The organism is Sphingomonas sp. R86521 (assembly GCF_042466235.1).
In the GTDB taxonomy this organism is placed as follows: domain Bacteria; phylum Pseudomonadota; class Alphaproteobacteria; order Sphingomonadales; family Sphingomonadaceae; genus Sphingomonas.
Genome location: NZ_JAXHBY010000001.1, coordinates 2777283 through 2802313 on the forward strand (window position 1 = coordinate 2777283; position 25031 = coordinate 2802313).

Below are 25031 nucleotides of genomic sequence, written 5' to 3' on the forward strand. Positions count from 1 at the left end.
CCGCCTCATGCCGCACGCGCCTTCAGGACCAGCGTCACGCCGACCGACTTGTTGCCGGTGTCGGTCATCGTCGCGGTCTCGACCAGGATGCCGATCCGTTCCAGCCGCGCCAGCCAGGCGGTCAGCGCCGCCGGCCGCGCCGACTGGATCGCGACGCGAACATTGGCGCCGTCCTGGTCGAGGCTGGCGAGCGTGAAGCCGGCCTGGTCCGCCTCGATCCGCACCACATCGGCCAGCGTGCCCGTTAGCGGGCGCGGCCGGCCCCGCTGGATCGCGCGCAACGCCGCAACCTGCGCCTGGGTCTCGCCCAGCCGCGTCACCGCATCCGCATGGCGTTCGCGCGCGCTCGCCAAGCCGTCGCCGACCGGCCGGATGATAGCGCCCCAGATCAGCGTCAGCACCGCCAGCGCCGCCATCACCAGCAACAGCTTCTTCTCGCGCGGCGCGCGGCCGTCGAACCAGATACGCAGCGCGCTCATCGTGCGGTCACCGTCAAATCCCCCGTCACGCGGCCCGCCGCCATCTGGAACGTCCCCGCGCGGACCGTGAAGCCCGCCGATTCGAGCGCACGCTTCAGGTCGGTCGCCAGCGCCTCGCGCTCGACCGCGACCGACAGCCGCAGATCGCCGTTCGCCTGGAAATCGAGTGCGGTCACTTCGGTGCCCGGCGTCGCGCGGACCGCGGCGAATACCGCGGCGGTGGTCGCGCTGAACCCCAGGCCGGGGCCGCGGACGCGCGACAGCCGCTCGTCGAGCTGGCGCGACGGATCGGTCACGGTCTCGCCACGCGGCAATCCGGTGCGCGCGATCGCATCCGCCTGTGCCTCCAGCGCGTCGGCGCCGAAACTGTATTTGGCGATCCGGACCAGCGAGATCGCCAGCGTCACCGCCAGGATCAGCAATGCCAGCATCGCCAGTCGCCGGATCAGCGCCCAGTCGAGCGCAAACCGCCGTCGCCGCGCGAACGGTCCCTGCCGCAGGTCGAGCGCCGGCGCACCGGCGGCCGCGACCAGCGCATCGGCCAGCGCTTCCGGGCTCACCATCACTGGCGCCACGCCACCGGTGATCAACGGCGTCAGCAGCGCGTCGTCGGCAAACCCGCTAGACGTCCCCCGCACCACGCCGACGCCCGCGATCTCGGCGCGCGCGTATCCCTCCGCGGGCTGCGGCAGCAGCATCGGCGCGGGCACGACGGCGACCGGATCGATCCCCTCCGCCGCGAGCGCCGCCAGCCAGTCGCCCATCAATCCTGCGCCGACCACGCCGATGGGGCGGTCGGGCCTGCCCTCGTCCCCAACCGCGACATGGAGTTCGGCAAGCGGCGCAGCACTCGCCTCCGCGACCAGCAGCCGGGCGGCGGCCGTCGCCTGCGCAGGACTGCGCGACGGCAACTCGGCCCAATGCAGCGTGACATCCTCGGCCGGCGCGACCGCGACGACGGGATCGTCCCCCAAGGGCAACCCCTCGCCCTCGTCCGCGATGCGCGCATCGACCACCCGCATCCAGCGGTATCCGGTCTCGCCGGCGGGAAGGAACAGTAACGTCGTCATGATGGCTCGCCCCATTGCCGCGATACGAGCCGCGCGGGAAGTCGTGTCGCGTCGATCAGCGCGCGTTCCTGCAATTGCGTGGTGCCGAGCGTCACGTCGATGTCGAGCGTGAACCACTTCGACACCACCGCGGTCTGCCCCTCCGCACCCGCATCGGTCGCCCCCTGCAGCGCCGCACCCTTGAAGAACTCGGAGGTCGCGCCGTAGCCCGGCGGCGGCCGCTTGAGGATCAGCTGGCGCGCCGCCTCGACCGACAGCGTGTCGGGCAACAGCATCGCGAACAGCGGCGCCTGTTCGGGCAGCAGCGTGTTGACGTTGATCGGCGCCGGCTGCGCGACCGGCAGCGTGCAGACCCAGGGCCGCAGCGTCGTGTAGATCTGCGGCGTCATCCCCGCGACCGCGCGCAGTTCGCTCGGATCGCTCATTAGCGTGCCCGCGGTGCGATAGGCGGGGTCGCGCCCCAGATACGTGCCGTCCTCCGCACCCATCGCCTGCTGGTCCTGGTCGCTGTCGATCCAGTCGGTGGCGCTCGACGCGATCTGTTCGGCGACCTGCGCGGGCACCTGCAACAGCCGCATCAAGCGGACGAACACCGGCCGCTGCTCGCCCCGCGTGACGTAAAGGCCGTCCGACGTCCGCGTCACCAGGCCGTTCAGATTGAAGCAGTTGCCGCCATCACGCACCCGCGCGGTCGCGAAGCCACCGCCGGGCAGCGGCAGGCCGTACGGCTTGTCGCTCCATCCACCCGCCAGCGTCACGCGCTTGGGATTGGCGCCCAGCATCGACCCGATCCGCGTCACCGCCATCGTCTCGGCGGCATAGGCATAGGCGCGGACCTGCTCGCCCGCCGCCGCATTCCCCGCCAGCCGCGTCGAGAGCCGCAGTTTCTCCAGCGCGGCACCCGCCATCACCGCGATGATCGCGACCAGCATCAGCACGGTCAGCAGCGCGGCGCCGCGCTCGGCGGGGTCAACCGGGCGCACTGGCTTGATCCATTACCGGGACATACCCCGATCCGACCAGGAACAGCTGGCGGAACAGCGTGCCGTCGTCGCGCTGGACCTGCAGCTCGAGCGCATCGGGCAACGGCACCCCGGTCGTGCCGTCCCAGCGGTCGCTCCACGCCCCGGCGATCCGATAGCGCAGCGCGACCTGGCGGACATGCGTCATCAGCGCGGCCGGCGGCAGGCCCTGCGCGCCATCGACCATCGGGTAGGCGATCCGCTGCAAGGTCGCGTCCTGGACCTGGTACGCGACCTTTTGCAGGCTGGCGCGCGGCGCCCCGTCGAGGTTGCTCCACCCGGCGCGGACGAACCGCAGCATCGGCGCGACGCCCGATCCGCTCTGGCCGACGAACGCCGGCATCATCGTCCCCGCCTCATCGCGCGCACCGCGGTCGCGCGCCTGCGCCAGGTCGGCGGACAGGATCGACACGGTCCGCGTCAGTGCGGTCATGTCGTCGAGCTTCGCGCCGGTGGTGCCCTGCGCGCGGACGCTGAACGACAGTATCGCGACGCCCGCCGCTGCGATCATCCCGAAGATCAGCAGCGAGACCATCACCTCGATCAGCGTGAAGCCGGCCTCGGACCGCGGCGGCGTCACGCCGCGCCCCTCGGTGGCCGGATCATCGTCAGGCGGCCGAGCATCGCGCCGCCCGGCGCCGCGACCATGACGTCGATCCTAAGCACGCCCGCATCGCCGAGCGCACTGACCTGCCGCGTCCACGCCCACGCCCGACCGCCATTGGTCTCGACACCGGTGACGCGTCCGGCGGTGGGCGGCACGCCATCGGTGACGGCCTCGATCGCGACGTTGCGCGCGACCATCTGCGCCACCAGCGTTTCGTTGAGGATCGTCGCGCCGCGGATCGTCGCGCTTTCCAGCCGCACGAGCGCCATCGCCGCCAGGCTGAACACCGCCAGCGCGACCATGATCTCGATGAGTGTAAACCCGCGCTCTGCTGGTTGTCGCCGATCTAGTCCCTGCGCTTCCCCCGCAAGCTCCGTCACCCCGGACTTGTTCCGGGGTCCATCGTCCCGCATTTTCAGCGGCCAATGAGTGCGGAGCACGATGGATGCCGGACCAAGTCCGGCATGACGGCGAAATTGACGCATGGGCAACGCCTTCGCATCGGACTGGCAAAGTTCACCCCGCATCGGCGTGGACGCTGCCATCGGCGTCGATATTGACGACCGATCCCACCCCATCACGGTCGAGCCGGATCGCCGCGGGACGGTCGGTCAGCCCGGTCGGGTCGAACGTCACGCGGACGCGACCACTCGCATCGCCGATGCTGGCCTTGGTCCCTTCGCTCCAGCGCTCGACGCGCATCGGTTTCTCCGCGATCGGCACCCAGCCACCGGACAGCCGCCGGTCGAAGCCATAGCCGCCGCCGGTCACCCACACACTCACCGGGCGCGCTTCGACGATCGCCGAATCATGCGCCGCTCGAACGCGCGCTGCAAAGCGCACCGCCTCGTCCTGCACCCGCCCACGCGGGTCGGGCATTGCCCACACTACCGACGCCGAGGCGAGGCCGATGATCGTCACCACGACCATCAGCTCGACTAACGTAAAGCCGCTTTCGCGTGCGTCTTTCGCGCGCGAAAGCGCCCCGGCGCAGGCCGGGGCCGAGGTCGAAGGGCGATTACTGCCAGCTGCCGATATCGGCATCGATCCCCTGCCCGCCTTCCTTGCCATCGGCGCCGAAGGTCCACACGTCGGCCTCGCCATGCGTGCCCGGCGAAGCATACAGATACGGCCGGCCCCAGGGATCGTTCGGCAGCTTCTTCAGATAGCCGCCACGCTGGTACCGCGACGGATCGGCGAGCCCCGCAGGCGCACTGACCAGCGCGTTCAGCCCCTGCGACGTGTTCGGGAAGCTCATGTTCTGCAGCTTGTACAGCTCCAGTCCGCCCTCGATCTGCGCGATGTCGGCCTTCGCCTTCTGGATCCGCGCGGTGTCGCCCGATGGCAGCACGTTGAGCGCGACGATCGTCGCCAGCAGGCCGATGATGACGATCACGACCATCAATTCGACGAGGGTAAAGCCGGCTTCGCGGCGACGCTTCTTGGGACTGGGACGCATGAACAACCTCATTGGCCAGCCAGCGTGTTGAGCTGGAGGATCGGGAGCAGGATGGATAGCACGATCGTCGCGACGATACCGCCCATCACGACGATGATCAGCGGTTCGAGCAGCGACAGCGCGGTCGCGGTGAAGCGGTCGAATTCGCGTTCGAGATAGTCGGCGGCGCGTTCCAGCATCTCGTCGAGCCGCCCCGCCGCCTCGCCGCTCGCCGCCAGATAGGTGAGCAAGGGCGGGAACACGCCGGCGCGACGCATCGCCGCCGACAGGCTGCCACCGCCACGGATCGCCTCGACGATCTGGTCCGACGCGAGCCGCAACCGCCGGTTGTGGATCGTGCTCGCGGTCAGGTTAAGGCCGTCGAGCAACGGCAATCGGCTCGCCACCATCGTCCCCAGCGTCCGCGCCATCCGCGCCGCGTGCAGGTCGCGCAGCAACCGGCCGAGCAACGGAATCCGCAACAGCCAGCTGTCGAACGCGAGCCGCAGATCGGGGTTCTTCAGCGCCTGCCAGCCCCCCAGCGCTGCAACCGCAACGACCAGCAGCATCACCCACCAATAACCAACCAGGAACGCCGAGAACGCCATCACCATCCGGGTCAGGAACGGCAGCTGCTGGCCGACGGTGTCGAACTGTTCGACGACCTGCGGCACCACGAACATCATCAATGCGGTGACGACGCCCAGCGCGACCAGCGCCAGGATCGACGGATAGGCGAGCGCGGTGATCAGCTTCCCGCGGATTTCGGCCTGGCGTTCGAGCAGCGCCGCAAGCCGGTCGAGGATGGTCGGCAGCGACCCCGAGCTTTCGCCGGCAGCGACCATCGCGCGGTACAATGGCGGAAAGCTCTTCGGCTCGCGCGCCATCGCATCGGCGAGGCGTCGCCCCTCGACCACACCCGCATGGACCGCCGCAACGATCCCGCGAACGCTGTCCTGCTCGGTCTGGCGGGTGATCGTGCGCAGCGATTCCTCGAGCGGCGAGACGCGGTTGAGCGTCGCCAGCTGGCGCGTGAACAGCGTCAGGTTCTTGCCAGACATCCTGGGCTTGCCGAGCTGGAGCCCGAACAACGGCCGCCCGGTCGCCTGCGGCGGCGCACCCGGCGCAAGCTTGACGACGTACAGCTTCCGCGCGTCGAGCGTAGCGCGGGCGACGTCGATATCCGCGGCGGCAATATGCCCCCGCTTCTCCGCACCCTTCGTATCGATCGCGAGATAGTCGAAGTCAGCCATGCTGCCGACCGACCCCCAACACACACCCGTCATGCTGAACTTGGTTCAGCATCCACCGCTCCACAATCGGCAGCGTTCGCATGCAGGTGGACCCTGAAACGAGTTCAGGGTGACGGACCGGGTTTGGCTGAGGTTCACGCATCCTCCACCTCCGCCGTATCCCGCCTGGACACCCGCACAGCCTCCTCAGCCGTAGTCTGCCCCGACAGCACCAGCTCCCGCGCCGACTGCGCCAAATTAGGGCTCCGCGCGAACGCATGCGCGGTGATCGCGCCCTCATCCCCATCGCTGTTGATCAGCCGCCGGATGGTGTCGTCGATCCGCACCGCCTCGAACACGCCGATCCGCCCCTTGTACCCGGTCTGCGCGCACCCGTCGCAACCCTGCGCGACATACACCGTCGCATCCGGCGCGATCCCCAGCAGCGGCGCGACCGTCTCCGATGCCGCCACCGGCCGGCGACAGGTCGGGCACAGTCGCCGCACCAGCCGCTGCGCGATCACCGCGCGCAGCGTCGACGCGAGCAGAAAACTCTCGACCTTCATGTCGCGCATCCGCGTGATCGCGCCGATCGCGTCGTTGGTATGCACCGTCGACAGCACCAGATGCCCCGTCAGCGACGCCTGCACCGCGATCTCGGCGGTCTCGCGGTCGCGGATTTCGCCGACCATCACGACGTCGGGATCCTGCCGCAGGATCGCACGCAGCCCCGCCGCAAAGGTCAGCCCGACCTTCGGATTGACCTGCGTCTGGCCGACCCCGTCGACCGCATATTCGACCGGATCCTCGACCGTCAGGATGTTGCGGCTGCCATCGTTGAGCAGGCGCAGCGCCGCGTACAGCGACGTCGTCTTGCCCGAACCCGTAGGTCCGGTGACCAGGATGATCCCGTTCGGCTCGGCCAGCGATTCGCGCAGCAGCGCGAACAGCGCCGGCGGCAGCCCCAGCGCCTCCAGCGTGATGCCGGCATTCTCCTTGTCGAGGATACGCAGCACGACCCGCTCGCCCGCGCGGCTCGGCAGCGTCGAGACGCGGACGTCGAGCAGCTTGCCGCCCAGCGTCAGCCCCATCCGGCCGTCCTGCGGCACGCGGCGTTCGGCGATATCCAGCCGCGCCATCACCTTGATCCGGCTGACGACGACCGGCGCGACGTTGGCGGGCATCCGCAGCGTCTCGCGCAGCACGCCGTCGATCCGCATCCGGATGACGAGGCCCGACTCATACGGCTCGATATGGATGTCCGAAACGCCGTTGCGTGCCGCGTCGGCGATGATGCCGTTGATCAGCCGAATCGCCGGCGCGTCGTCGGCGGTGTCGAGCAGATCCTCGGCGGTCGGCATGTCGCCCGCGAGCAGGTCGAGCTCGTCGCCCATCCCGACCGCGGCCAGCGCGTTGGCCTGACCGTCCATCGCATAGACGTTCGACAGCAGCCGATCGAAGGCGACGGCATCGACCACGCCGATCGCGAACGCGCGGCCGAGATAGCGGCGCAGTTCGAGCAGGACTTTCGGGTCCGCCCCCTCGCGCATCGCGATGGCGAGGTGCGAGTCGGTCTCGGTATGGTCGATCACCACGCCGAATTTCCGCGCGAACGCGTAGGGGATGGTGAGTTGGGGAAGGACGACATCACCCCCCTCCCGCAGGCGGGAGGGGCCGGGGGTGGGCTCGCGCTCTACCGCGACGATATCGTCCGAAGAGAGCGCGAGCCCACCCCCGGCCCCTCCCGCCTGCGGGAGGGGGGAAAGAAGGTCGAACTCGCTCCCTTCCCGAATGATCATCACCGCTTCGCCGGCCGAAACACAGTGCTCGAACTCCGCACCGGCACCGCAACCCGCGGATCCTCGATATTCCCCGGTATCGGCGCGCTCGGGATCGGTGGCGCCGCGCCCATGTAGTCGCGCACGAGCTGGTCGATCGACGGCTCCTGCCCCGGTTCCTGCAGCCCCTGCTGCAACCGCACATAGCCATAACGCTGCTCGGTCAGCCGCCGGCTGTCCTCCGCGGTGCGCAGGATGGTCGGCCGGATGAAGATCATCAGATTGGTCTTCGACCGCTGCTTCGCCTTCGACGTGAACAGATGCCCCAGCACCGGCAGGTCGCCGAGCAGCGGAATCTTCTCGATCGTGCGGCGCTCGTTGTCGTCCAGCAGCCCCGAAATCACCGCGATCTGGCCGTCGTCGACGGTCCGCACGGTCTCGACCTCGCGCTTGTTGAGGATCAGGTCGCTGTTATCGCTGGAAACCGGCCCCGCGATCGAACTGACCTCAAGCCGCAAATTGAGCTTCACCGTGCCGCTCGAATTGACCTGCGGCCGCACCGTCAGCTCGATGCCGACATTCTGGCGCTGCGTGGTCTGGAACGCATTGTCGAAATTGTTCGACAGCGCGCGGCCCGTGGTGATCGGGATCTCCTGCCCGACCAAGCTGTGCGCCTCCTGGTTGTCGAGCGTGACGAGGTGCGGGACCTGGAGCAGGTTCGACTGGCTATCGCTCTTCACCGCATTGATGATCGCGCCGAAGAACGTGCTGCCGATCTTGCCACCGAACCCGCCGAACCCGCCGGTCGCGGCCAGAATCGACGCGATCGCCGACTGTTGCAGCGTGTCGGCGGCGCTGCTGGTGTTCTTGGTGGTGGTCGTGCTGCCGTCGGTGTTGGTGGTCGTGGTGCTCGACGTGTTGAGCTGCGTCGCGCCGATCGCGCCGGCGATCTGCAGGATGTTGGGCGCGGAATTCGAGAAGGTCGACGCGCCGAACGCGCCGCCGCTGGGGTCGCCGACGATGAACTGCGCACCCAGCGTCTTCGCGGTCGAATCGGACACCTCGGCGACGATCGCCTCGACCAGCACCTGTTCGCGCCGCGTATCCAGCTGGCGCACTACCTCGGCGAGCTGGCGCTGTATCTCGGCGGGGGCGGCGATGACGATCGCGTTGGCGCCGGTGAAGCGGGTCACGACCGCGGCGGTCTTGCCCCCCGCGGCGGTCAGCGCGGGCTGGCCGGACCCCGTTCCGCCACCGCTCGATGCGGTCTGTACCGGCTGCTGGATCTGTGGCTGCTGGACGTTCTGTCCGCCCGAGCTGCCATTGGTGCCGCTCGATCCGAAATTGGTCCGCGACAGCGCCTGCGACGTCGGCTGAGTCGGCGTCTGGCCGACCAGTTCCTGCAGGACCGGCAACAGCTGCTCGGCGTCGGCGTTCTCGAGGAACACGACCTTGATCTCGGTGCCGTTGCGCGCCTTCTGGTCGAGGTCGATCGCCACCTGCGACAGCCGTGCGACGGTCGACGCATCGCCGCGCAGGGCGACCGCGTTCGATCCCTCGACCGCGACCACCGACGCGCTGGGCCCCGCCGCCGCGGCACCGCCCTGCCCGCCGCCCGTGCCGGTCCCGATCAGGCCCTGCAGCGCGGTCGCGATCTCCTTGGCGCTGGCGTTCTTGAGCGCGATCACCCGCGTGCTGGCGTTATCGGTATCGATCCGGCGCAGCACTTCGCGGACGCGGCGGATGTTGTCGGCGAAATCGACGATCACCAGGCTGTTGCCGCCACGGTTCGCGCTGACCGACCCCTGCGCGCTGACCAGCGGACGCACCGTATCGACCGCGCTCGCCGCGTCGATCGAGCGCAACCGCACGATCTCGGTCACATAGCTGTTCCGCGCCGCGCCGGCGACGCCGATCCGGCTCGGCTGCGACGCCGCGTTGTCGAGCGGCTGGATCCGGAACGCACCGTTCGAGGTCGGCACCGCGACGAGGCCATTCGATCGCAGCGTCGACAGGAATATCTCGAAATATTCCGATCGCGACAACGGCCGGTCGGTGACGACGGTCACCTTGCCCGCGACGCGGTTGTCGATGATGAAGGTGCGGCCGGTGACCTTGGCGGCATCCGCGATGAACGCGCGGATATCGGCATCGCGGACGTTCAGCGTGGTCTGCGCCTGCGCGGTCGTGGCCATCGCGACGACCGCGACGGAGGCTAGATATCGTTTCATTGGGCGGGTTTCATTGCGGGAGGAGCGATCGTGATGGTGAGCGTCAGCGTATCCTGGCCGCGCTCGACGGTGATGGGAACGTTGCCGCCCCCTGCGAAATCCTTGGCGATGCGGTCGAGGTCGCCGGGGCCGGAGACCGGGCGACCGCCGATCGAGGTCAGGACGTCGCCGTCCTTCAGCCCCGCCGCGCGGAATGCCGCGCCGCTGCCCTGCGACCGCACCGTCAGCCCGCTGATGCGGCCGGCATCGATCCGCGGGATGAAGCCGATGTCCTGGCGCAACTGGCCGATCTGGACGCCGACGGCGGCAGGCGCTGCGCCGGCCACCGGCGCGACGCCCGGCGTTACCGGAGTCACCGCGCCCGACTGGTCGAGGAACAGGTCTTCGTCGGCACCGCCCCGCTCGATCGTGACATGATCGAACGCGACCGATTTCAGCCGCACGCCGGGCTGGATCTCGGCGCCGACCGCGACGCTCTGCTGGACGCCGTCGGGGCCCGCGATGATCGCCGAGCCGCCGCCCATCGCCTCGTCGATCCGCGTCCCGAACAGCGTCAGTTGCAGCGTGGTGACGGTGGCAGGTGCCCCCGCGCCGCCGCCCAACCGAAAGAACGGGTCGAAGCTGCCGAGAATGTCCGCCCCCGCGACCATCGGTGCTGCCGGGCGCCATTCGCCGAGCGGGGTGACCGGCGTCGCCAGCACCCAGGCGAACCGCGCGCACTGCACCGCCAGCGCCGCCATCAGCGCCAGTTCGGCCAGCGAATAGACATTCACGACGGGCATCCGCCGCAAGATACGGCGGGCCCGTGCATCAAGCTTCAACCGCATGTGATTCCGTTCCGCATCCCCGTGGCTAGGCATGCCATGTTACAGCGCCGCGTCAAAGTCCTGTCATATTTGCGCCGACCGCAACGACTTGGCACAAGCGCGCCATGACTGGCACCTCCCCCGCTCCCGGCTTCGGCCCCCCGTCCGGCCCCCCGTCCGCCCCCACGTCCGGGCTCGATCCCGCTCCGATCGTCGCGCGACTGGGCGTGCCGGGCGTCCAGCGCGTGCCCAGCCCCAAGCTCGACCTGTTCGTGAAACGCGACTTCCTGCCGCCAGATCTGTGCACTGCGTTGATCGCGCGGATCGATGCGGTCCGCCGCCCGTCGACGATCTCCGATTCGAACGGCGACGCGGCGTACCGGACCAGCGAGACCGGCGATCTCGACGCGACCGATCCGGTAGTGCTCGACGTCGAGGCGCGCATCGCCGCGCTGACCGGGCTCGACGGTGCGCACGGCGAGCCGCTGCAGGGCCAGCGCTACGCGGTCGGGCAGGAGTTCAAGGGTCATACCGATTATTTCGAGCCGACCGGGGTGGATTTCGACCGCTATTGCTCGGTCGCGGGCAACCGCACCTGGACCGTCATGGTCTATCTCAACACACCGGACGCGGGCGGCGCGACGCGGTTCAAGGCGATCGACAAGATCGTCCCCGCAGAGGCCGGCAAGCTGCTCGCCTGGAACAACCGCCGCGCCGACGGCAGCCTCAACCCCGCGACGCTCCATCACGGGATGAAGGTGCGCAGCGGGGTCAAGTACGTCATCACGAAGTGGTTCCGGGAACGCGAATGGCTGTAGCCCGGTCCGTCATCCTGACGAAAGTCAGGACCCAGAGCCCCAAGCGCTGCGCTGGGTAACCCTGGATCCTGACGTTCGTCAGGATGACGGTAGGTTAGACGAAGACGGATCAGAACGTGACGCTGGCGCCCAGCGTGAACATCCGGCCCAGGCGATACTTGTTGATATCGACCTGGTTGCCGTTCGCAAACGTCTGATACTCGCGGTAACCCGTACCCGTGATGTTGCGCGCCTCGAACTTCACCTCGATCTGCTTGTCCATCACCTTGATGCCTTGGCGCCCGACGAAGTCGAGCCGGATGCCGGGCTTCTCGATCAGGTCGGGCAACCGGATCCCGCCACCGCCGCCGACCGGCCCGCGGTTGGTCACGCGGTTGCTGGCGTAGTTGAACAGCCAGGTGAACTGCGACAGGCTCTTCTTGTCCTCGATCCCGATCTGCAGGTTTACGAGATGGTCGGACTGCCCGACCAGCGGCGCGCCGTCCTGGAACAGGATGTTGGCAGGCCGCAGCTGGACCTGAGACCCGGCCTGCAACGGGCTCGCGATCAGCTCGTCGCCAGCGCTGATCGACGAGTGGGTGTAGGTGTAGTTGGCGATCAGCACGAGGCGACGGGTCGCAAGCCAGTCCGCGCCGAGCACGTCCAGACCGATATATTTCTGGAACTCGGTCTCGCCGCCGTACAGCTTGGCCTGCGGTGCGTTGGCGAACCCGGTCTGCAGCGTGTCGCTGCCTGCCGGGAAGAACGCGACCGCCTCGATCGGGTTATTGATCCGCTTGTAGAACGCAGCCGCGGTGAAGCGCTGGTCCTTGGCGAAATACCATTCGGTCCGCGCCTCGGCGTTGTAGAGCTGCGAGTCCTTGAGGAACGCGTTGCCGAAGAACAGCCGGTCCGAATCGAAATCCTGGTACAGCTGCGGGGCAAGCTCGCGGAACTGCGGGCGGGCCAGCGTCTTCGAGAAGTGCAGCCGCGCCTGAAGGTCCGACGCGAAGTTCCAGGTGACGGTCACCGCCGGCAGGAAATAATCGTTCTTCAGGTTGGTCGCGGCTGCCCCGCCCGACGGCGTCACGCGCTCCTCGGCCGTCTCGTAGCGAACGCCGGCCGTTGCGCGCAGACCGTCGAAGATCTCGGCTTCGACCTGCCCGTACGCGCCGTGCACCTTGAGCGACGCGTCATAGGCGGCGGCGCCCTGCCCGGTCGAGGTGTTGCGCAGATAGATGCCGTTGGTCGTGACGATGTAATCGGACAGCAGATAGTCGGGGCGCAGCTGCGCCAGCACATCGCCCAGCGCACCGTTGTTCGCCGCCGAATACTGGAACGTATAGCGGCTCGAATCGCGGCTGGTGTCGTTGTACGCATAGCCGACGGAGAGCGCCAAAGGCCGGTCGGTCGGTGCGTTGTAGGTCAGGTTCGCCTGGCCTGACCATAGCGTCTCGTTCAGTTCGCTGAACGCGACCGACGCGCTCTGCAACCCGCTGAGGTTGTTGGTATAGTCCTTGACCGCCGTATTGTACTGATAGGTGAACTGGCGCTCGTAGGGCGAGTTGCGCTCGGTCTTGGCATAGCTGCCACGGGTATCGAACGCGAAGTTGCCGAACTTGAACTCGCCGACCAGCTGGGTGTCGATCAGCTGGCGTTCGAACCAGCTGGTGTTCTGGGTGATGAACGCCGGTTTGCCGTAAGGCGACGGGATGCCGATGTTCGCGGTGTTGCCGCTGCTGAGGCGTCCCTGCTTCAGGGTGTCGTGGATGTAGAGGTTGGTCCAGCGGATCTTGTTCTCGCCGAACTCCGCGCCGAAGCCGAGCAGGCCGTTCACGATCGCGCGGTTGTCGGTCAGGACGGTGCGGAAATCGCGCGTCAGGATGCCGGTGGCGTCGTCGGTCGACTGCTGCTTGTCGAAACGCGTGCGCCAGGTGTTGCTGATCCCCGCCGCGGCGATAACGCCCAGGCGCGTGCTGCCGACATCGGTGAACGTACCGAAGCTCATCTCGCCCGACAAATTGGCGGGCAGCTGATTGTTCTGCTGGAGCAAAGTGGTCGGCGCGTTCGACAGCGCGGTCAGGTCGGCGGACGTCGGCGAGGTGCCGTTCTTGCCCGCCGCCTTGATGAACGCGGGCACCTTGCGCTCGCCGCTGTCGAAGCCGAACTGGTCGTACTTGCCGCCGTCATAGACGTAACCGAGCTCGCTGGTCGTGACGGTGTCGGCACCGACCGATCCGCCGATCTGCAGGAACGTCTCCTGCGGCACGGCCTTGGTGGTCAGGTTGATGACACCGCCGCCGAACTCGCCAGGGTAGTTCACCGAATAGCTCTTCTGCACCAGCGCCGACGCGATCACGTTGGTCGGGAAGATGTCGAGCGGGACGACACGGCGCAGCGGTTCCGGCGATGGCAGCGGCGACCCGTTGAGCAGCGACGAGGAATAGCGATCGCCGAGACCGCGGACATAGACGAAGCCGTTGCCGACCACCGACAGGCCGGTGACCCGCTGCAGCGCGCCGGCGATGTCGCCCTCGCCGGTGCGGGCGATGTCCGCGGTCGAAAGGACGCTGACGACCTCCGGGGTCGCGCGGACGACGTTGGGGATGTTGCGACCGACGACGACGATCTCGTCGCCCCCGCTGTTGCCGCCGGGGGTCGATATCTCGACCTGTTCCTGCTGTTGATCCGCCTGCTGCGCCGGATCGGCGGGCGTGCCGGCCTGCGGCGAGACGACGCTGCCGGCGGGTGCCGACTGGCCCCCGCCCGCGGTCGCGCCACCGGGTGCCGACTGGGCCAGCGCATGCGCGGGCACGAGCGTCGTCGTCGCAAGAAGGACGGAGACGAGAACGGAAGACTTCATGGCTGCCCCGGCAACAAGAGGATCATTCGAATAGAGACATGGCGCGGACGGCCCCCGCCGCCCGCGCCACGTCGTCGGTCAGGTCAGCTGGTCGGCAGGGCCGTGCAGGCGCTGCTGGTCGTGCCGAAGTTCGCGCGGTTCGAATTGCACGTCCAACCGCGGTACCAGGTGTCGTTGGCGCCGTTGACCGCGCCGACATACGACGTGTTGACCAGGAACGACGTTCCCGCCGGGTTCAGCGTGGCGGCGTTGAAGCCGGTCGTCGTGGTGGCCACGCCGGCGGGCAGGAAGGTCCCGGTCAGCGCCGAACCGACCGCAGCCGCTTCGGTGTTGTTGGTGCCGGCACGGAACAGCGCCTGCTGCTCCGCGGTCGTCACCGTCACGCCGTTGACGGCGGTCTCGGCGTAGGGCGTGAGGCAGCTGAACACGACCGAGTTGAAGACCGGCGGGCCCTTATCCTCGAGCGCGGCATTGGCCGGGCGGATCGTCGTCTTGCCGCCGGCGTCGGCACCGGCGATCACGTTCAGGCACGCGCTCGCTGGGTTGCTGACGATGCCGTTGACGAAGGTCGCATCGGCACCACCGCGCAGGCGGATCGCCGCGTTGGTCGCGGTCGAGGTCTCGACGAAGGTGAAGTTCGCGAGCGTGTAGGCCTGGCGCGGCAGCGCGTCTTCCGAACCGTTCGAATCGATCTCGGTCGAATAGTTGTCGGTCTGCGTGTTGGTCGGCTTCTGGATCGCGAGCACGAACTGCACGAAACCCTGCCAGCCGACATCGGTATCCAGGCCGTCGTCGTCGGCGCCGGTGAACGCTAGGTAGCGCAGGTTGGTGCGGCCGCCGAAGATCTCGATGCCGTCATCCGAGCTGTTGTGGATCTGGATGTGATCCAGCGTCGTGCCCGAACCGGTACCGCCGAGCGTCAGGCCCTGCAGTTCGTTGTTGGGGCTGATGACGGTGCCCGAATAGCGGATCTGCGCGTAGCGGATCGTGCCGCTGTTGTCGGTCGGCGACGCGCCGCCGTACAGCGCGGTGCTGGTGCCCTCGACGACGTTCTCGCAGGTCGCGGTGCCGCCGCCGACGGTGGCGTTGCAGTTCGAGATCGGCGCGCGGCCGGCCAGGATGATGCCGCCCCACAGGCCCTGCGATTCGTCGTTCACGCCGCCGGTCAAATTGGCCTGCGCGGTGAAGATGATCGGCTGCGTCTCGGTGCCTTCGGCGAACAGCTTCGAACCGCGGTTGACGACCATGAAGTCGTTGTCGGCGTTGGTGGTGTTGGCATAGATCAACGAACCGGCTGCGATCGTCAGCTGCGTGGCGATACCGCCAGGCGCTGTGCCCGCGCCGCCGATGTCGATGCCGACGTCGACGCGACCGTTGATCTCATAGGCGACGCCAGCGACCTTGGGCAGCGACAGCGCGGTCGAGATCACCGACGGCAGGCGGCACGAACGATAGCTGCCGAGGATGCCGACATCGGTGGTGCCCGACGGGCACGACGCGGCGGGCGTGCCGGCGGCCGGTGTGGGGGTCGGCGACGGCGTGGGGGTCGGCGACGGGGTCGGCGTACCGGGGACGACGATGACGCCCTCGCCCGGCGACGCGACGCTGTCCGCACCGTCGCAGCCCGAGAGCGCGAATGCTGCGGTGCCGGTCAGCAGGACGAGGCTGAGGCGCTTGAAGCTGGTCATAGGAACTCCCGGGTCGAATCGTTGAATGAATGGATCGACTCAGGCTCCCCCCCGCCGATCGCAACTCGGCGGGTAGGCGCCGTTCATGACGGGCAAATGCGTTTTCGATGACGATGAAGTGACGCGGACGTTACGTTTCCGTGACAGTGGACCGTGCCGGCGATCGCGGCTATACGGGGCGCTTCCGATCTCCGACGCGATGCTCTAAGGCGTCGCGCAAACGCGTCCGTGCTCCGGCACGGCGCGATCGCATTCGACTATCACCACGGGACCTATCGACGACAATGGCTTTCAAAGACCCCAGTTTCCAGGATCGTACCAACAGCGCCGCCCAGGCCAAGCAGAAGGCGCTGGAAGCGCTGCGCGCCAAGCCGCCGGTCGACGAAGCGGCGGTCGCCGAACGCCTCGCCGCGCGCGAAGCCAAGGAAGCCGCCGAGCGTGCCAAGAACGCCGCCAAGCGCCAGGCCGAGGCCGATGCGAAGGCTGCAAAGAAGGCCGAAGCCGAAGCCGCGAAGGCCAAGGCACTGGCTGCGGCTCAGGTCTCCGTAATGAGCGACGCCGACAAAAAAGCCGCACGCGATGCGAAGTACGCCGCGCGAAAGAATAAGAAGAAGTAAGAACTTTTACCTGCCTGACTCCACCCCGGCGCAGGCCGGGGCCCAATTGGAGAACGGTGACGAGGTTCCGGCCCTCATTCGCCGACATCCATATTGGGCCCCGGCCTTCGCCGGGGTGGTGTAGCGCGGACGCTTCCAAGTCCGTCATCCCGGGCTTGACCCGGGACCCAGGGTTACAAGCGCAACGCTCCGTTACCCTGGGTCCTGACTTTCGTCAGGATGACGGACTGAGACTTACGGACGGGCCGCTTCTGAGCCGGCAGGTGACGCCCCCCCCTCACCCGCTTCCCAACCGCCACCGAGCGCCTTGAACAGCGCCGCGGTCAGCTGACGCAGCTGGGCATCGCTCGACACCAGTTGCTCGCGCGCCGACAGCACCTGCGTCTCCGCATTCAACAACGCGTCCTGCGCAATAAACCCCGTACGATATTGCGACTCGGTCGACTTCGCGCTGCTCTCCGCATCCACAACGGCCCGTTGCAGCGCGGCGTTGCGGCGGCGTTCGGCGGCGATCTGCGTCAGCGGATCCTCGACGTCGCGCAACGCCTGCAACACGGTCGCACGGTAGCGCTGATACGCCTGCTCACGATCCTCTTTCCGGATCTTCACGGTCGACTTGCGCCGGCCCCAGTCGAGCAACGGGAACTGCGCCGCACCGGTCCCGGTCAGCTGCAGGCTGTCGCCCTGGAACAACGTGCCCAAAGTCGTCGAGATCAGCTGCGCCACACCCGTCAGCGTGAAGCGCGGATACAGGTCCGCGACCGCGACGCCGATATCGGCAGTCGACGCGGCAAGATCACGCTCCGCGGCGCGGATATCGGGCCGGCGCCGCAGCAGCTCAGACGGCAGCCCGGCGGGGATCGTCGGCACCGCCAGCGGCGCGGTCGACGGCGCGGCCAGTTCGGCCATCAACGTCGCCGGCGGCTCGCCCAGCAGGATCGCGAGCGCATGCATCCGCACCGCGATATCGGCGCGGACCGGCTCCGCGCGTGCTTCGGTCGAGGTGATCGATCCGCGCTGGCGGGTAACGTCGATCGGCGGGACCAGCCCGACCTTGGCGACGTTCCCGGCGATCTGCAGCGCACGGCGCTGGCGAACCAGCTCCTGCTCGATCGTCGCGATCTGCGCCTGATCGAGCCGCAACGCGAAATAGGCCTGCGCGACCTCGGCGGCGAGCGTCACCGCGGCATCGCGCTTCGACCAGACCGCCGCATCGGTGCGCGCGCGGGCGGCTTCGGTGCTGCGGCGGACCCCGCCGAACAGATCGAGCTCCCAACTGGCGTCGAACCCGGCGGAAAACGTCGTGATGCCGCTGCCGGGCAAGGCGATGCCCTGTGCGCCTCCGGTCGAATCCCCGCCACTGGAATTGCCGCCGAACGCGCGCGCCAGCGACGAGAAGCCGGCGTTCTTGCTGAAGTCGACCCGCGACGCGTTGGCCGTCGCGTTGACGTTCGGCAAGCCCGCCGATCGCGCGACGATCTCTTGCAGACGCGCCTGTCGCACGCGCGAGGCGGCGATCGCGATGTCGGGATTGCCCTTCAGCGCGCGTTCGACCAGCCCGTCGAGCTGCGGGTCGCCGAACGCCGACCACCAGCGTGCGGGGTCGACCGACGCGCCCGCCACGCCCTGCGGTCCGACAAAGGCGGGCGGCACCGGCAGTTCGGGGGCGACATAGTTCGGGCCGACGGTGCAGCCCGCGAGCACGCCGGATGCGAGCAGGACGGTGACGATACGACGCATCAATGGGCTCCTGGGGGCGGGGCGCTGCCGGTCTTGCCCGATCGCATGAACAGCACGAGCGGTGCGACGACGAGCACCACGACCATCATCGAACGGAACACGTCGAGGAACGCGAGCATCGTCGCCTGGCGTTGCATCTGGCTGTACAGCACGGCCAGCGGCGTGGTGGAATCACCCTGCCCGCCAAACGCCTGCGCGGCCTTCGTCATCCAGTCGGTATAGTTCGGGTCGAGCGGGTTGAGCGTCTGCGTCAGTTCCGACTGGTGGCGTTGCAGGCCCCCGGCCAACTGCGTCTGCGCGAAGCAGATGCCGATCGTGCCGCCCAGATTGCGTGACACGTTGAGCAGGCTCGACGCCTGTGCGGTCTGCGTCTGCTTGAGCCCGACATAGGCGATCGCGTTGATCGGCACGAACAGGAACGGCAACGCCGCAGCCTGGAACAGTCGCGCGAACGCGGCATCGGAAAACGCGATGTCGGCGCTCAGGTGGCTCATGTTCCACAGCGCAAACGCCTGCACGAGCAACGCTGGAAACAGCAGGAAGCGGACGTCGACCAGGCCACTCAACCGTCCCGCGAACGGCACCATCACGAGCGTCGCGAGCCCGCCCGCGGTCAGCGCGAGCCCGGCATCGAGCGAACTGTAGCCGAGCACCTGTTGCAGCATCTGCGGGATCAGCTGGGTCGTTCCGAACAGGATCATGCCGACCACGCCCATGATGCCGATCGTCAACGCGAAGTTGCGGTTCTTCAGCAGCTTAAGATCGATCACCGGATCCTTGTGGTTCAGCTCCCAGATCACGAGGCTGACCAGCGACACCGCGGCGATTATCGCCGACATGACGATGAAGCCGCTCGAGAACCAGTCCTCGCGCTCGCCGCGATCGAAGGTGAGTTCGAGGAAGCCCAAGCCCAGCGCGACCAGCGCGACGCCGACATAGTCGATCGTCAGGCCGTGCTTGAACCGCTCGTCGCGGTCCTTCTTCACCTGTGCGGGTTCGTCGACGAACGTCTCGACCGCGAACCACGCGGCGATGCCGACGGGGACGTTGATCAGGAACACCCAGTGCCAACTCGAATATTCGACGATGTAGCCGCCGAGCGTCGGCCCGAGCACGGGTCCGACGACGACCACGATCGCGAAGGCGGCGAACGCCATGCCGCGTTGCTTGGGGGGAAAGGTGTCGGCAAGGATCGACTGCTCGACCGGCGCCAACCCGCCGCCGCCGATGCCCTGCAGCACGCGCGCGACCACCAGCGTGCCGATGTTCGGCGCCAGCCCGCACAGCAGCGACGCCAGCGTGAACAGCGCGATCGACAGCAGGAAATACCGCTTCCGCCCGATCGCGTCCGACAGCCACCCCGAGATCGGGATGATGATCGCGTTGGCGACCAGGTAGCTGGTCAGCACCCAGGTCGCCTGATCAGTGGTGATCGACAGGCCGCCCGAGATATGGTCGAGCGCGACGTTCGCTATCGAGGTGTCGAGCACCTCCATGAAGGTCGGGATCGAGATGATCGCCACGATCAGCCACGGGCTGTACTTGCCCGCGGCGGACCGCGACGGACTCCACTCATGGGCGGCCATTGTCAGCGGACCTTGACGGTCGGGACCACGGACATGCCGGGGCCGATCGGGTAGCGGCGCGGATCGGGGCCGTTCTTGGCGTCGAACACGATCCGGACCGGCACGCGCTGCACCACCTTGACGTAATTGCCGGTCGCGTTCTGCGGCGGCAGCAGCGCGAACGCCTGGCCGGCGCCACGCTGGACCGAATCGACGTGACCGCGGAACTCGACGTCGGGATACGCATCGACACGGATGTCGACCGGCTGGCCGATCTTCATCAGCGTCAGCTGGGTTTCCTTGAAGTTGGCGGTCACCCACATCCGGTCGGGAATGATCGCCATTAGCTGCGAGCCCGGCGACACATAGGACCCGACATTGACCTGGCGGTTGACGACCTGGCCGGAGACCGGCGCGGTCAGGCGCAGGTCGCCGATCGCGACATTGGCCTGCGCGACCTGCGCGCGGCGGGCGTCGATCACCGAGCGCGCGGCGCCGACCTGGCGGCGGGCGACGGTGACCTGCGCCGCGGCGGTATCGACCTGCTCGCGCGCGGCGGCGGCATCGGCCGCGGTCTGGCGCGCGGTGCTGCGCGCCTGGTCGAGCTGCTGGCCGGCGACCGCGTTGGGGTCGAGCCGCAGCAGCGCCTCGTAACGGCCAAGGTCCTGCCGCGCCTTGATCGCGGCGGCGAGCGGCACGCGGGCCTGCGCTGCGGCCTGCTGCTGCGAGGCGAGCGCGGCGGTGACCTGCGCCTGCGCCTGCGAAAGCTGCGCGCGCGACTGATCTTCGTTAGCCTGCGCCTCGGCGACCTGCGCGTCGCGGCCCGACGCCTTGATCACCGCGAGCAGCCGCCCGGCCTCGACATGGCGGTTGTCGACATCGGCGACCTGGATCAGCGTGCCCGCGACCTGCGGCGCGAGGCGGACGATATGCGTGTCGACGAACGCGTCGTCGGTCGATTCAAACTGTCGCGCGTGCAGCCAGTAGAGCACGCCGCCGATCACCGCGCCGCCGACCACGACGATCAGGATGATCCAGAACAGCGGCTTCTTGAAGATCGACGGCTTGTCCGCGGCGTCGTCCTTGCCCGAGTCTTCGGGCGCGTCGTTGCCGGCCTTGGACTCTTCGGGTTCATTGCCAGCCTTCGCCTCGTCGGGCTCGTGGTCGGTCTTGGTGTCGTCGGTCATGCTGGTCCCCGCATCGAATCGAGAATGGCGTCTATGTTGGCGTCGATCCGCGCCTTGATCTGAGCGATGTCGTCAGCATCGAGGGTGTCGCGTTCGAGCAGCCGCAGGCAGGTCGCGCGGCTCGCGCGCAACGCGAGCACCTGGCCCATCAACGTGATCGTCGCGACCTGCGCCGCGCGGATATCCTGCCCGGTGGCGACGCGGACGAGGTCGGCGAGCATCCGGACCATCCGGCCCATCACCCCGCCATAAATCCGGTCGAACGCCGCGCTCGGCTTCATCTGTTCGCGCATCACGAACAGCGTCCATTCGCCGCTGGCATCGCTCGCCATCTTGTCGGTGAGCTGGCCGAGGATCCGGTGGATCCGCGCGCGCGCCGCCGCCGGATCATCGGTCACCGTGTCATCGAACGGCAGCGATTCGGTCATCGTCGTCGCCATCAGCTCGGCGATGCGATCGGCGGCCGCGAGGTACAGGCCCTCCTTGCCGCCGTAATGATAGGTGATCGACGACATCGCAGTCTGCGCCGCCGCCGCGATGCTGCGCGTGCTGGCACCATCCAGCCCCTTCGAGCCGAATTCGCGAATCGCGATGTCAAGGAGGCGAGCATGAGCCATGCGGACGGCATTAGTTCGATCGAACGAACGGACATAATGACAAGTGCGTCATCTTGCTGCGGTTCGCTTCCTCACCCCTTCCCGTCATCCTGACGAAAGTCAGGACCCAGAGTTACAGGCGCTGACGTTCGTAACCCTGGGTCCTGACTTTCGTCAGGATGACGGAGGGGGGCAGGATGAGGGCCTCGCCCGATCACGATCGCCAAAACCCACACCCAGCACCAAACCAAAAAGGCTCCCGGTTCCTACGAACCGAGAGCCTTGAATATGGTGGGCGCGACAGGGATTGAACCTGTGACCCCACCCGTGTGAAGGGTGTGCTCTACCGCTGAGCTACGCGCCCCGAAACCGGGAAACGGGCCTTTAAGCGGCGCCCGTGCCGCTGTCCAGCCTTATCGAAACGATCAGTTGACCGCGTCCTTCAGGCCCTTGCCGGCCTTGAACTTGGGCTGGGTCGACGCCTTGATCGTCATCGGCTCGCCGGTCCGGGGGTTGCGTCCCGTCGACGCCTTGCGCTTCGAGATCGAGAACGTGCCGAACCCGACCAGGCGGACTTCGTCACCCTTTTTAAGGGTCGCGGAGATCGCGTCGAACACCGCCTCGACCGCCTTGATCGCGTCACCCTTTGCAAGGCCCGAATGATCGGCGACCGTTGCGATCAGCTCCTGCTTGTTCATTTAAATCCCCCGGCGAAATGTATCGAACCGGCCACGATGGAATCGCGGCCGGCCCGGTCGGTCAGTAAGGCAACGCCCCGCCCCCCTGTCAAACGAAACCAAGGGCATTAGCGGTTAACGGCGTATGACATGGGTTAGCAGGAGGACGCTGCGCCCCTAGTGATGCACCGTCGCGCCGACCGGCGCGATCGGCGTGCCCTTAGTGATGCACCGTCGCGCCGACCGGCGCGATCGGTGCGGGCGGCAGCGCCGCCAGTTCGTCGGCATCGGTCCACTCGATCGCGGTCAGCGGTTCGGTCAGCGCGAGTCGGAGCACCTCGTCGACATGCGCGACGGGGATGATCTTCAGCCCCGCCTTGATGTTCGCCGGGATCTCCGCGAGGTCCTTCTCGTTCTCCGCCGGGATCAGCACCGTCTCGATCCCACCACGCAGTGCGGCGAGCAGCTTCTCCTTCAGCCCGCCGATCGGCAGCACACGGCCGCGCAGCGTGACTTCACCCGTCATCGCTACCTCGCGCCGCACCGGCACGCCGGTCATCGTCGACACGATCGACGTGACGATCCCGACACCCGCCGACGGTCCGTCCTTGGGCGTCGCGCCCTCGGGCAGATGGATGTGGATATCCTTGCGGTTGAACAGCGACGGCTTGATGCCATAGCTCGGTGCGCGCGCCTTCACGTACGAGAAGGCGGTCTCGATCGACTCCTTCATCACGTCGCCCAGCGTACCCGTGAGCTTGGCGGCGCCCTTGCCCGACACCGTCACGCTCTCGATCGTCAGCAGCTCGCCACCGACCTCGGTCCAGGCGAGGCCAGTGACCGCACCGATCTGATGCTCGGTCTCGGACAGACCGTGGCGATACTTCTGCACGCCCGCATACTCGCCGACGTTCTCCGGCGTGATCGTCACGCCCGTCGTCTTGTTCTCAAGGATCTGGCGCAGCACCTTGCGGCACAGCTTCGCGATCTCCCGCTCCAGCGTACGCACGCCGGCTTCCCGTGTATATTGCTGGATCAGCGTGCGCAGACCCTCGGTCGTCAGCGCGAACTCGCCTGGCTTCAGGCCATGCGCCTCGATCTGCTTCTCGATCAGGTGACGCTCGGCGATCTCGACCTTCTCGTCCTCGGTATAGCCCTCCAGCCGGATGATCTCCATGCGATCGAGCAGCGGCTGCGGCAGGTTCAGTGTGTTCGCGGTGCACACGAACATCACGTCCGACAGGTCGATATCGACCTCCAGATAATGATCCTGGAACTTGCCGTTCTGCTCAGGGTCGAGAACTTCCAAGAGCGCCGACGCCGGATCGCCGCGGAAATCCTGTCCGAGCTTGTCGATCTCATCGAGCAGGAACAGCGGGTTCGCGGTCCCGGCCTTTTTGAGGTTGGTCACGATCTTGCCCGGCAGCGAGCCGATATACGTCCGCCGATGCCCGCGGATCTCGGCTTCGTCACGCACGCCGCCCAGCGACTGGCGGATGAACTCGCGTCCGGTCGCCTTCGCGATGCTCTTGCCCAGCGACGTCTTGCCGACGCCGGGAGGCCCGACCAAGCACAGGATCGGCCCCTTCAGCTTGTTGGTGCGCGCCTGGACGGCCAGATACTCGACGATCCGGTCCTTGACCTTCTCCAGCGCATAATGGTCCTCGTCGAGCACCGCCTGTGCCGCCGAGATATCCTTCTTGATCTTCGACTTCTTGCCCCAGGGCAGGCCCAGCAGGACGTCGAGATAGTTGCGCACGACGGTCGCCTCGGCGCTCATCGGCGCCATCGTCTTCATCTTCTTCAGCTCGGCGGTCGCCTTCGAACGCGCCTCCTTGCTGAGCTTCAGCGTCGCGATCTTCTGGGTCAGCTCGGCGATCTCGTCGCCCTCGCCCTCGTCACCCTCGTTGCCGAGTTCGCGCTGGATCGCCTTCAGCTGCTCGTTGAGATAATATTCGCGCTGGGTCTTCTCCATCTGGCGCTTGACCCGGCTCTTGATCTTCTTCTCGACCTGCAGGACGCCAAGCTCGCCCTCCATCGCCACCAGCGCCATCTCGAGGCGCTTGGCGGGATCGCTCTGCATCAGCAGCGCCTGCTTTTCGGCGACCTTGATCTGGATGTTCGCGATCACCGCGTCGGACAGCTTGCCTGCCTCGGTGATCTCGGACAGCTGCACCGCGGCCTCGGACGGCATTTTGCGGTTGAGCTTCGCGTAATTCTCGAACTGGTCGACCACCGAACGCATCAGCGCCTGGACCTCGGGGCCCTCGACCGCATCGTCGTCGACCGCCGCGATGGTGGCGGTCAGGAAGTCGCCGTTCTCGTCCAGCGTCTCCAGAGTCGCGCGGCCCTTGCCCTCGACCAGCACGCGCACGGTGCCATCGGGCAGCTTCAACAGCTGCAGCACAGTCGCGGTGACGCCCATCGAATACAGGTCTTCACGCGTCGGATCGTCCTCGCCGGGATCGATCTGTGCAACCAGATAGATCTCCTTGTCCGCCGCCATCGCGGCTTCGAGTGCGGCGACCGATTTGTCGCGGCCGACGAACAGCGGCACGATCATGTGCGGAAAGACGACAATGTCACGCAGGGGGAGGACGGGATACTGGGTCATGGACGCTCCGTAGGTGCCCGGTAC

At 67.5% G+C, this 25031-nt stretch carries 21 protein-coding genes and 1 tRNA gene; 2 read left to right on the forward strand and 20 right to left on the reverse strand.

Annotated elements, in window-relative coordinates; genetic code table 11:
- Window positions 1-5: 5 nt before the first annotated feature.
- The 11 genes from gspM to SJY20_RS13050 all read right to left on the reverse strand — a co-directional run bounded on the left by gspM (window position 6) and on the right by SJY20_RS13050 (window position 10639).
- Complete coding sequence (gene gspM / locus SJY20_RS13000; RefSeq protein WP_380787343.1) at window positions 6-479, reverse strand: type II secretion system protein GspM; 474 nt, start codon at window positions 477-479, stop codon at window positions 6-8.
- Complete coding sequence (gene gspL, locus SJY20_RS13005; RefSeq protein ID WP_380787344.1) at window positions 476-1549, reverse strand: type II secretion system protein GspL; 1074 nt, start codon at window positions 1547-1549, stop codon at window positions 476-478. The genes gspM and gspL overlap by 4 nt, the downstream gene beginning before the upstream one ends.
- Window positions 1546-2481, reverse strand: coding sequence for a type II secretion system minor pseudopilin GspK (gspK, locus tag SJY20_RS13010; RefSeq protein WP_380788695.1), 936 nt, complete (start codon window positions 2479-2481; stop codon window positions 1546-1548). Before gspK ends, gspL begins: the two co-directional genes overlap by 4 nt.
- 37 nt (window positions 2482-2518) lie before the next feature.
- Window positions 2519-3151, reverse strand: a complete 633-nt coding sequence (gene gspJ / locus SJY20_RS13015; RefSeq protein WP_380787345.1) for a type II secretion system minor pseudopilin GspJ — start codon at window positions 3149-3151, stop codon at window positions 2519-2521.
- Complete coding sequence (gspI, locus tag SJY20_RS13020; RefSeq protein WP_380788697.1) at window positions 3148-3591, reverse strand: type II secretion system minor pseudopilin GspI; 444 nt, start codon at window positions 3589-3591, stop codon at window positions 3148-3150. Before gspI ends, gspJ begins: the two co-directional genes overlap by 4 nt.
- Before the next feature lie 103 nt (window positions 3592-3694).
- Window positions 3695-4222 carry a GspH/FimT family pseudopilin gene (locus SJY20_RS13025; protein WP_380787346.1) on the reverse strand — a complete coding sequence of 176 codons (528 nt, stop codon included), beginning with the start codon at window positions 4220-4222 and terminating at the stop codon, window positions 3695-3697.
- Entirely contained in the window at window positions 4197-4637 is a 441-nt protein-coding gene (gspG, locus tag SJY20_RS13030) for a type II secretion system major pseudopilin GspG (protein ID WP_380787347.1), read from the reverse strand. The genes SJY20_RS13025 and gspG overlap by 26 nt, the downstream gene beginning before the upstream one ends.
- A gap of 8 nt (window positions 4638-4645) precedes the next feature.
- Window positions 4646-5869, reverse strand: coding sequence for a type II secretion system inner membrane protein GspF (gene gspF, locus SJY20_RS13035; RefSeq protein WP_380787348.1), 1224 nt, complete (start codon window positions 5867-5869; stop codon window positions 4646-4648).
- A 134-nt stretch (window positions 5870-6003) separates the two neighbouring features.
- Window positions 6004-7647 carry a GspE/PulE family protein gene (locus SJY20_RS13040; protein WP_380787349.1) on the reverse strand — a complete coding sequence of 548 codons (1644 nt, stop codon included), beginning with the start codon at window positions 7645-7647 and terminating at the stop codon, window positions 6004-6006.
- Window positions 7647-9857 (reverse strand): type II secretion system secretin GspD, encoded by a 2211-nt coding sequence (gene gspD / locus SJY20_RS13045; protein ID WP_380787350.1) that lies wholly within the window; start codon window positions 9855-9857, stop codon window positions 7647-7649. Before gspD ends, SJY20_RS13040 begins: the two co-directional genes overlap by 1 nt.
- Window positions 9854-10639 (reverse strand): type II secretion system protein N, encoded by a 786-nt coding sequence (locus tag SJY20_RS13050; protein ID WP_380787351.1) that lies wholly within the window; start codon window positions 10637-10639, stop codon window positions 9854-9856. Before SJY20_RS13050 ends, gspD begins: the two co-directional genes overlap by 4 nt.
- Before the next feature lie 149 nt (window positions 10640-10788).
- On the opposite strand from SJY20_RS13050, the gene SJY20_RS13055 reads away from it, so the two are divergent.
- The gene (locus SJY20_RS13055; RefSeq protein ID WP_380787352.1) at window positions 10789-11481 is read left to right on the forward strand and encodes a prolyl hydroxylase family protein; all 693 of its coding nucleotides are present in this window, start codon (window positions 10789-10791) and stop codon (window positions 11479-11481) included.
- A 109-nt stretch (window positions 11482-11590) separates the two neighbouring features.
- On the opposite strand, the gene SJY20_RS13060 is transcribed toward SJY20_RS13055, so the two are convergent.
- Together SJY20_RS13060 and SJY20_RS13065 are read right to left on the reverse strand one after the other, a co-directional pair.
- Window positions 11591-14323, reverse strand: a complete 2733-nt coding sequence (locus SJY20_RS13060; protein ID WP_380787353.1) for a TonB-dependent receptor domain-containing protein — start codon at window positions 14321-14323, stop codon at window positions 11591-11593.
- 83 nt (window positions 14324-14406) lie between these two features.
- Complete coding sequence (locus SJY20_RS13065; RefSeq protein WP_380787354.1) at window positions 14407-16011, reverse strand: hypothetical protein; 1605 nt, start codon at window positions 16009-16011, stop codon at window positions 14407-14409.
- 284 nt (window positions 16012-16295) lie between these two features.
- Here SJY20_RS13065 and SJY20_RS13070 point away from each other — a divergent pair, with 284 nt between their 5' ends.
- Window positions 16296-16628 (forward strand): DUF6481 family protein, encoded by a 333-nt coding sequence (locus SJY20_RS13070; RefSeq protein ID WP_380787355.1) that lies wholly within the window; start codon window positions 16296-16298, stop codon window positions 16626-16628.
- Between the two features lie 234 nt (window positions 16629-16862).
- On the opposite strand, the gene SJY20_RS13075 is transcribed toward SJY20_RS13070, so the two are convergent.
- The 7 genes from SJY20_RS13075 to lon form a co-directional block, all read right to left on the reverse strand.
- The gene (locus SJY20_RS13075; protein ID WP_380787356.1) at window positions 16863-18368 is read right to left on the reverse strand and encodes an efflux transporter outer membrane subunit; all 1506 of its coding nucleotides are present in this window, start codon (window positions 18366-18368) and stop codon (window positions 16863-16865) included.
- On the reverse strand, window positions 18368-19954 hold the full coding sequence (locus SJY20_RS13080; protein WP_380787357.1) for a DHA2 family efflux MFS transporter permease subunit: 1587 nt from the start codon (window positions 19952-19954) through the stop codon (window positions 18368-18370). Before SJY20_RS13080 ends, SJY20_RS13075 begins: the two co-directional genes overlap by 1 nt.
- Window positions 19955-19956: 2 nt before the next feature.
- Window positions 19957-21120, reverse strand: coding sequence for an HlyD family secretion protein (locus SJY20_RS13085; protein ID WP_380787358.1), 1164 nt, complete (start codon window positions 21118-21120; stop codon window positions 19957-19959).
- Complete coding sequence (locus tag SJY20_RS13090) at window positions 21117-21737, reverse strand: CerR family C-terminal domain-containing protein (protein ID WP_380787359.1); 621 nt, start codon at window positions 21735-21737, stop codon at window positions 21117-21119. The genes SJY20_RS13085 and SJY20_RS13090 overlap by 4 nt, the downstream gene beginning before the upstream one ends.
- 268 nt (window positions 21738-22005) lie before the next feature.
- Window positions 22006-22080: transfer RNA gene (locus tag SJY20_RS13095), tRNA-Val, on the reverse strand.
- A 61-nt stretch (window positions 22081-22141) separates the two neighbouring features.
- The gene (locus SJY20_RS13100; RefSeq protein WP_147079997.1) at window positions 22142-22414 is read right to left on the reverse strand and encodes an HU family DNA-binding protein; all 273 of its coding nucleotides are present in this window, start codon (window positions 22412-22414) and stop codon (window positions 22142-22144) included.
- Window positions 22415-22613: 199 nt separating this feature from the next.
- Window positions 22614-25007, reverse strand: coding sequence for an endopeptidase La (gene lon / locus SJY20_RS13105; RefSeq protein WP_380787360.1), 2394 nt, complete (start codon window positions 25005-25007; stop codon window positions 22614-22616).
- Between the last annotated feature and the right edge of the window lie 24 nt (window positions 25008-25031).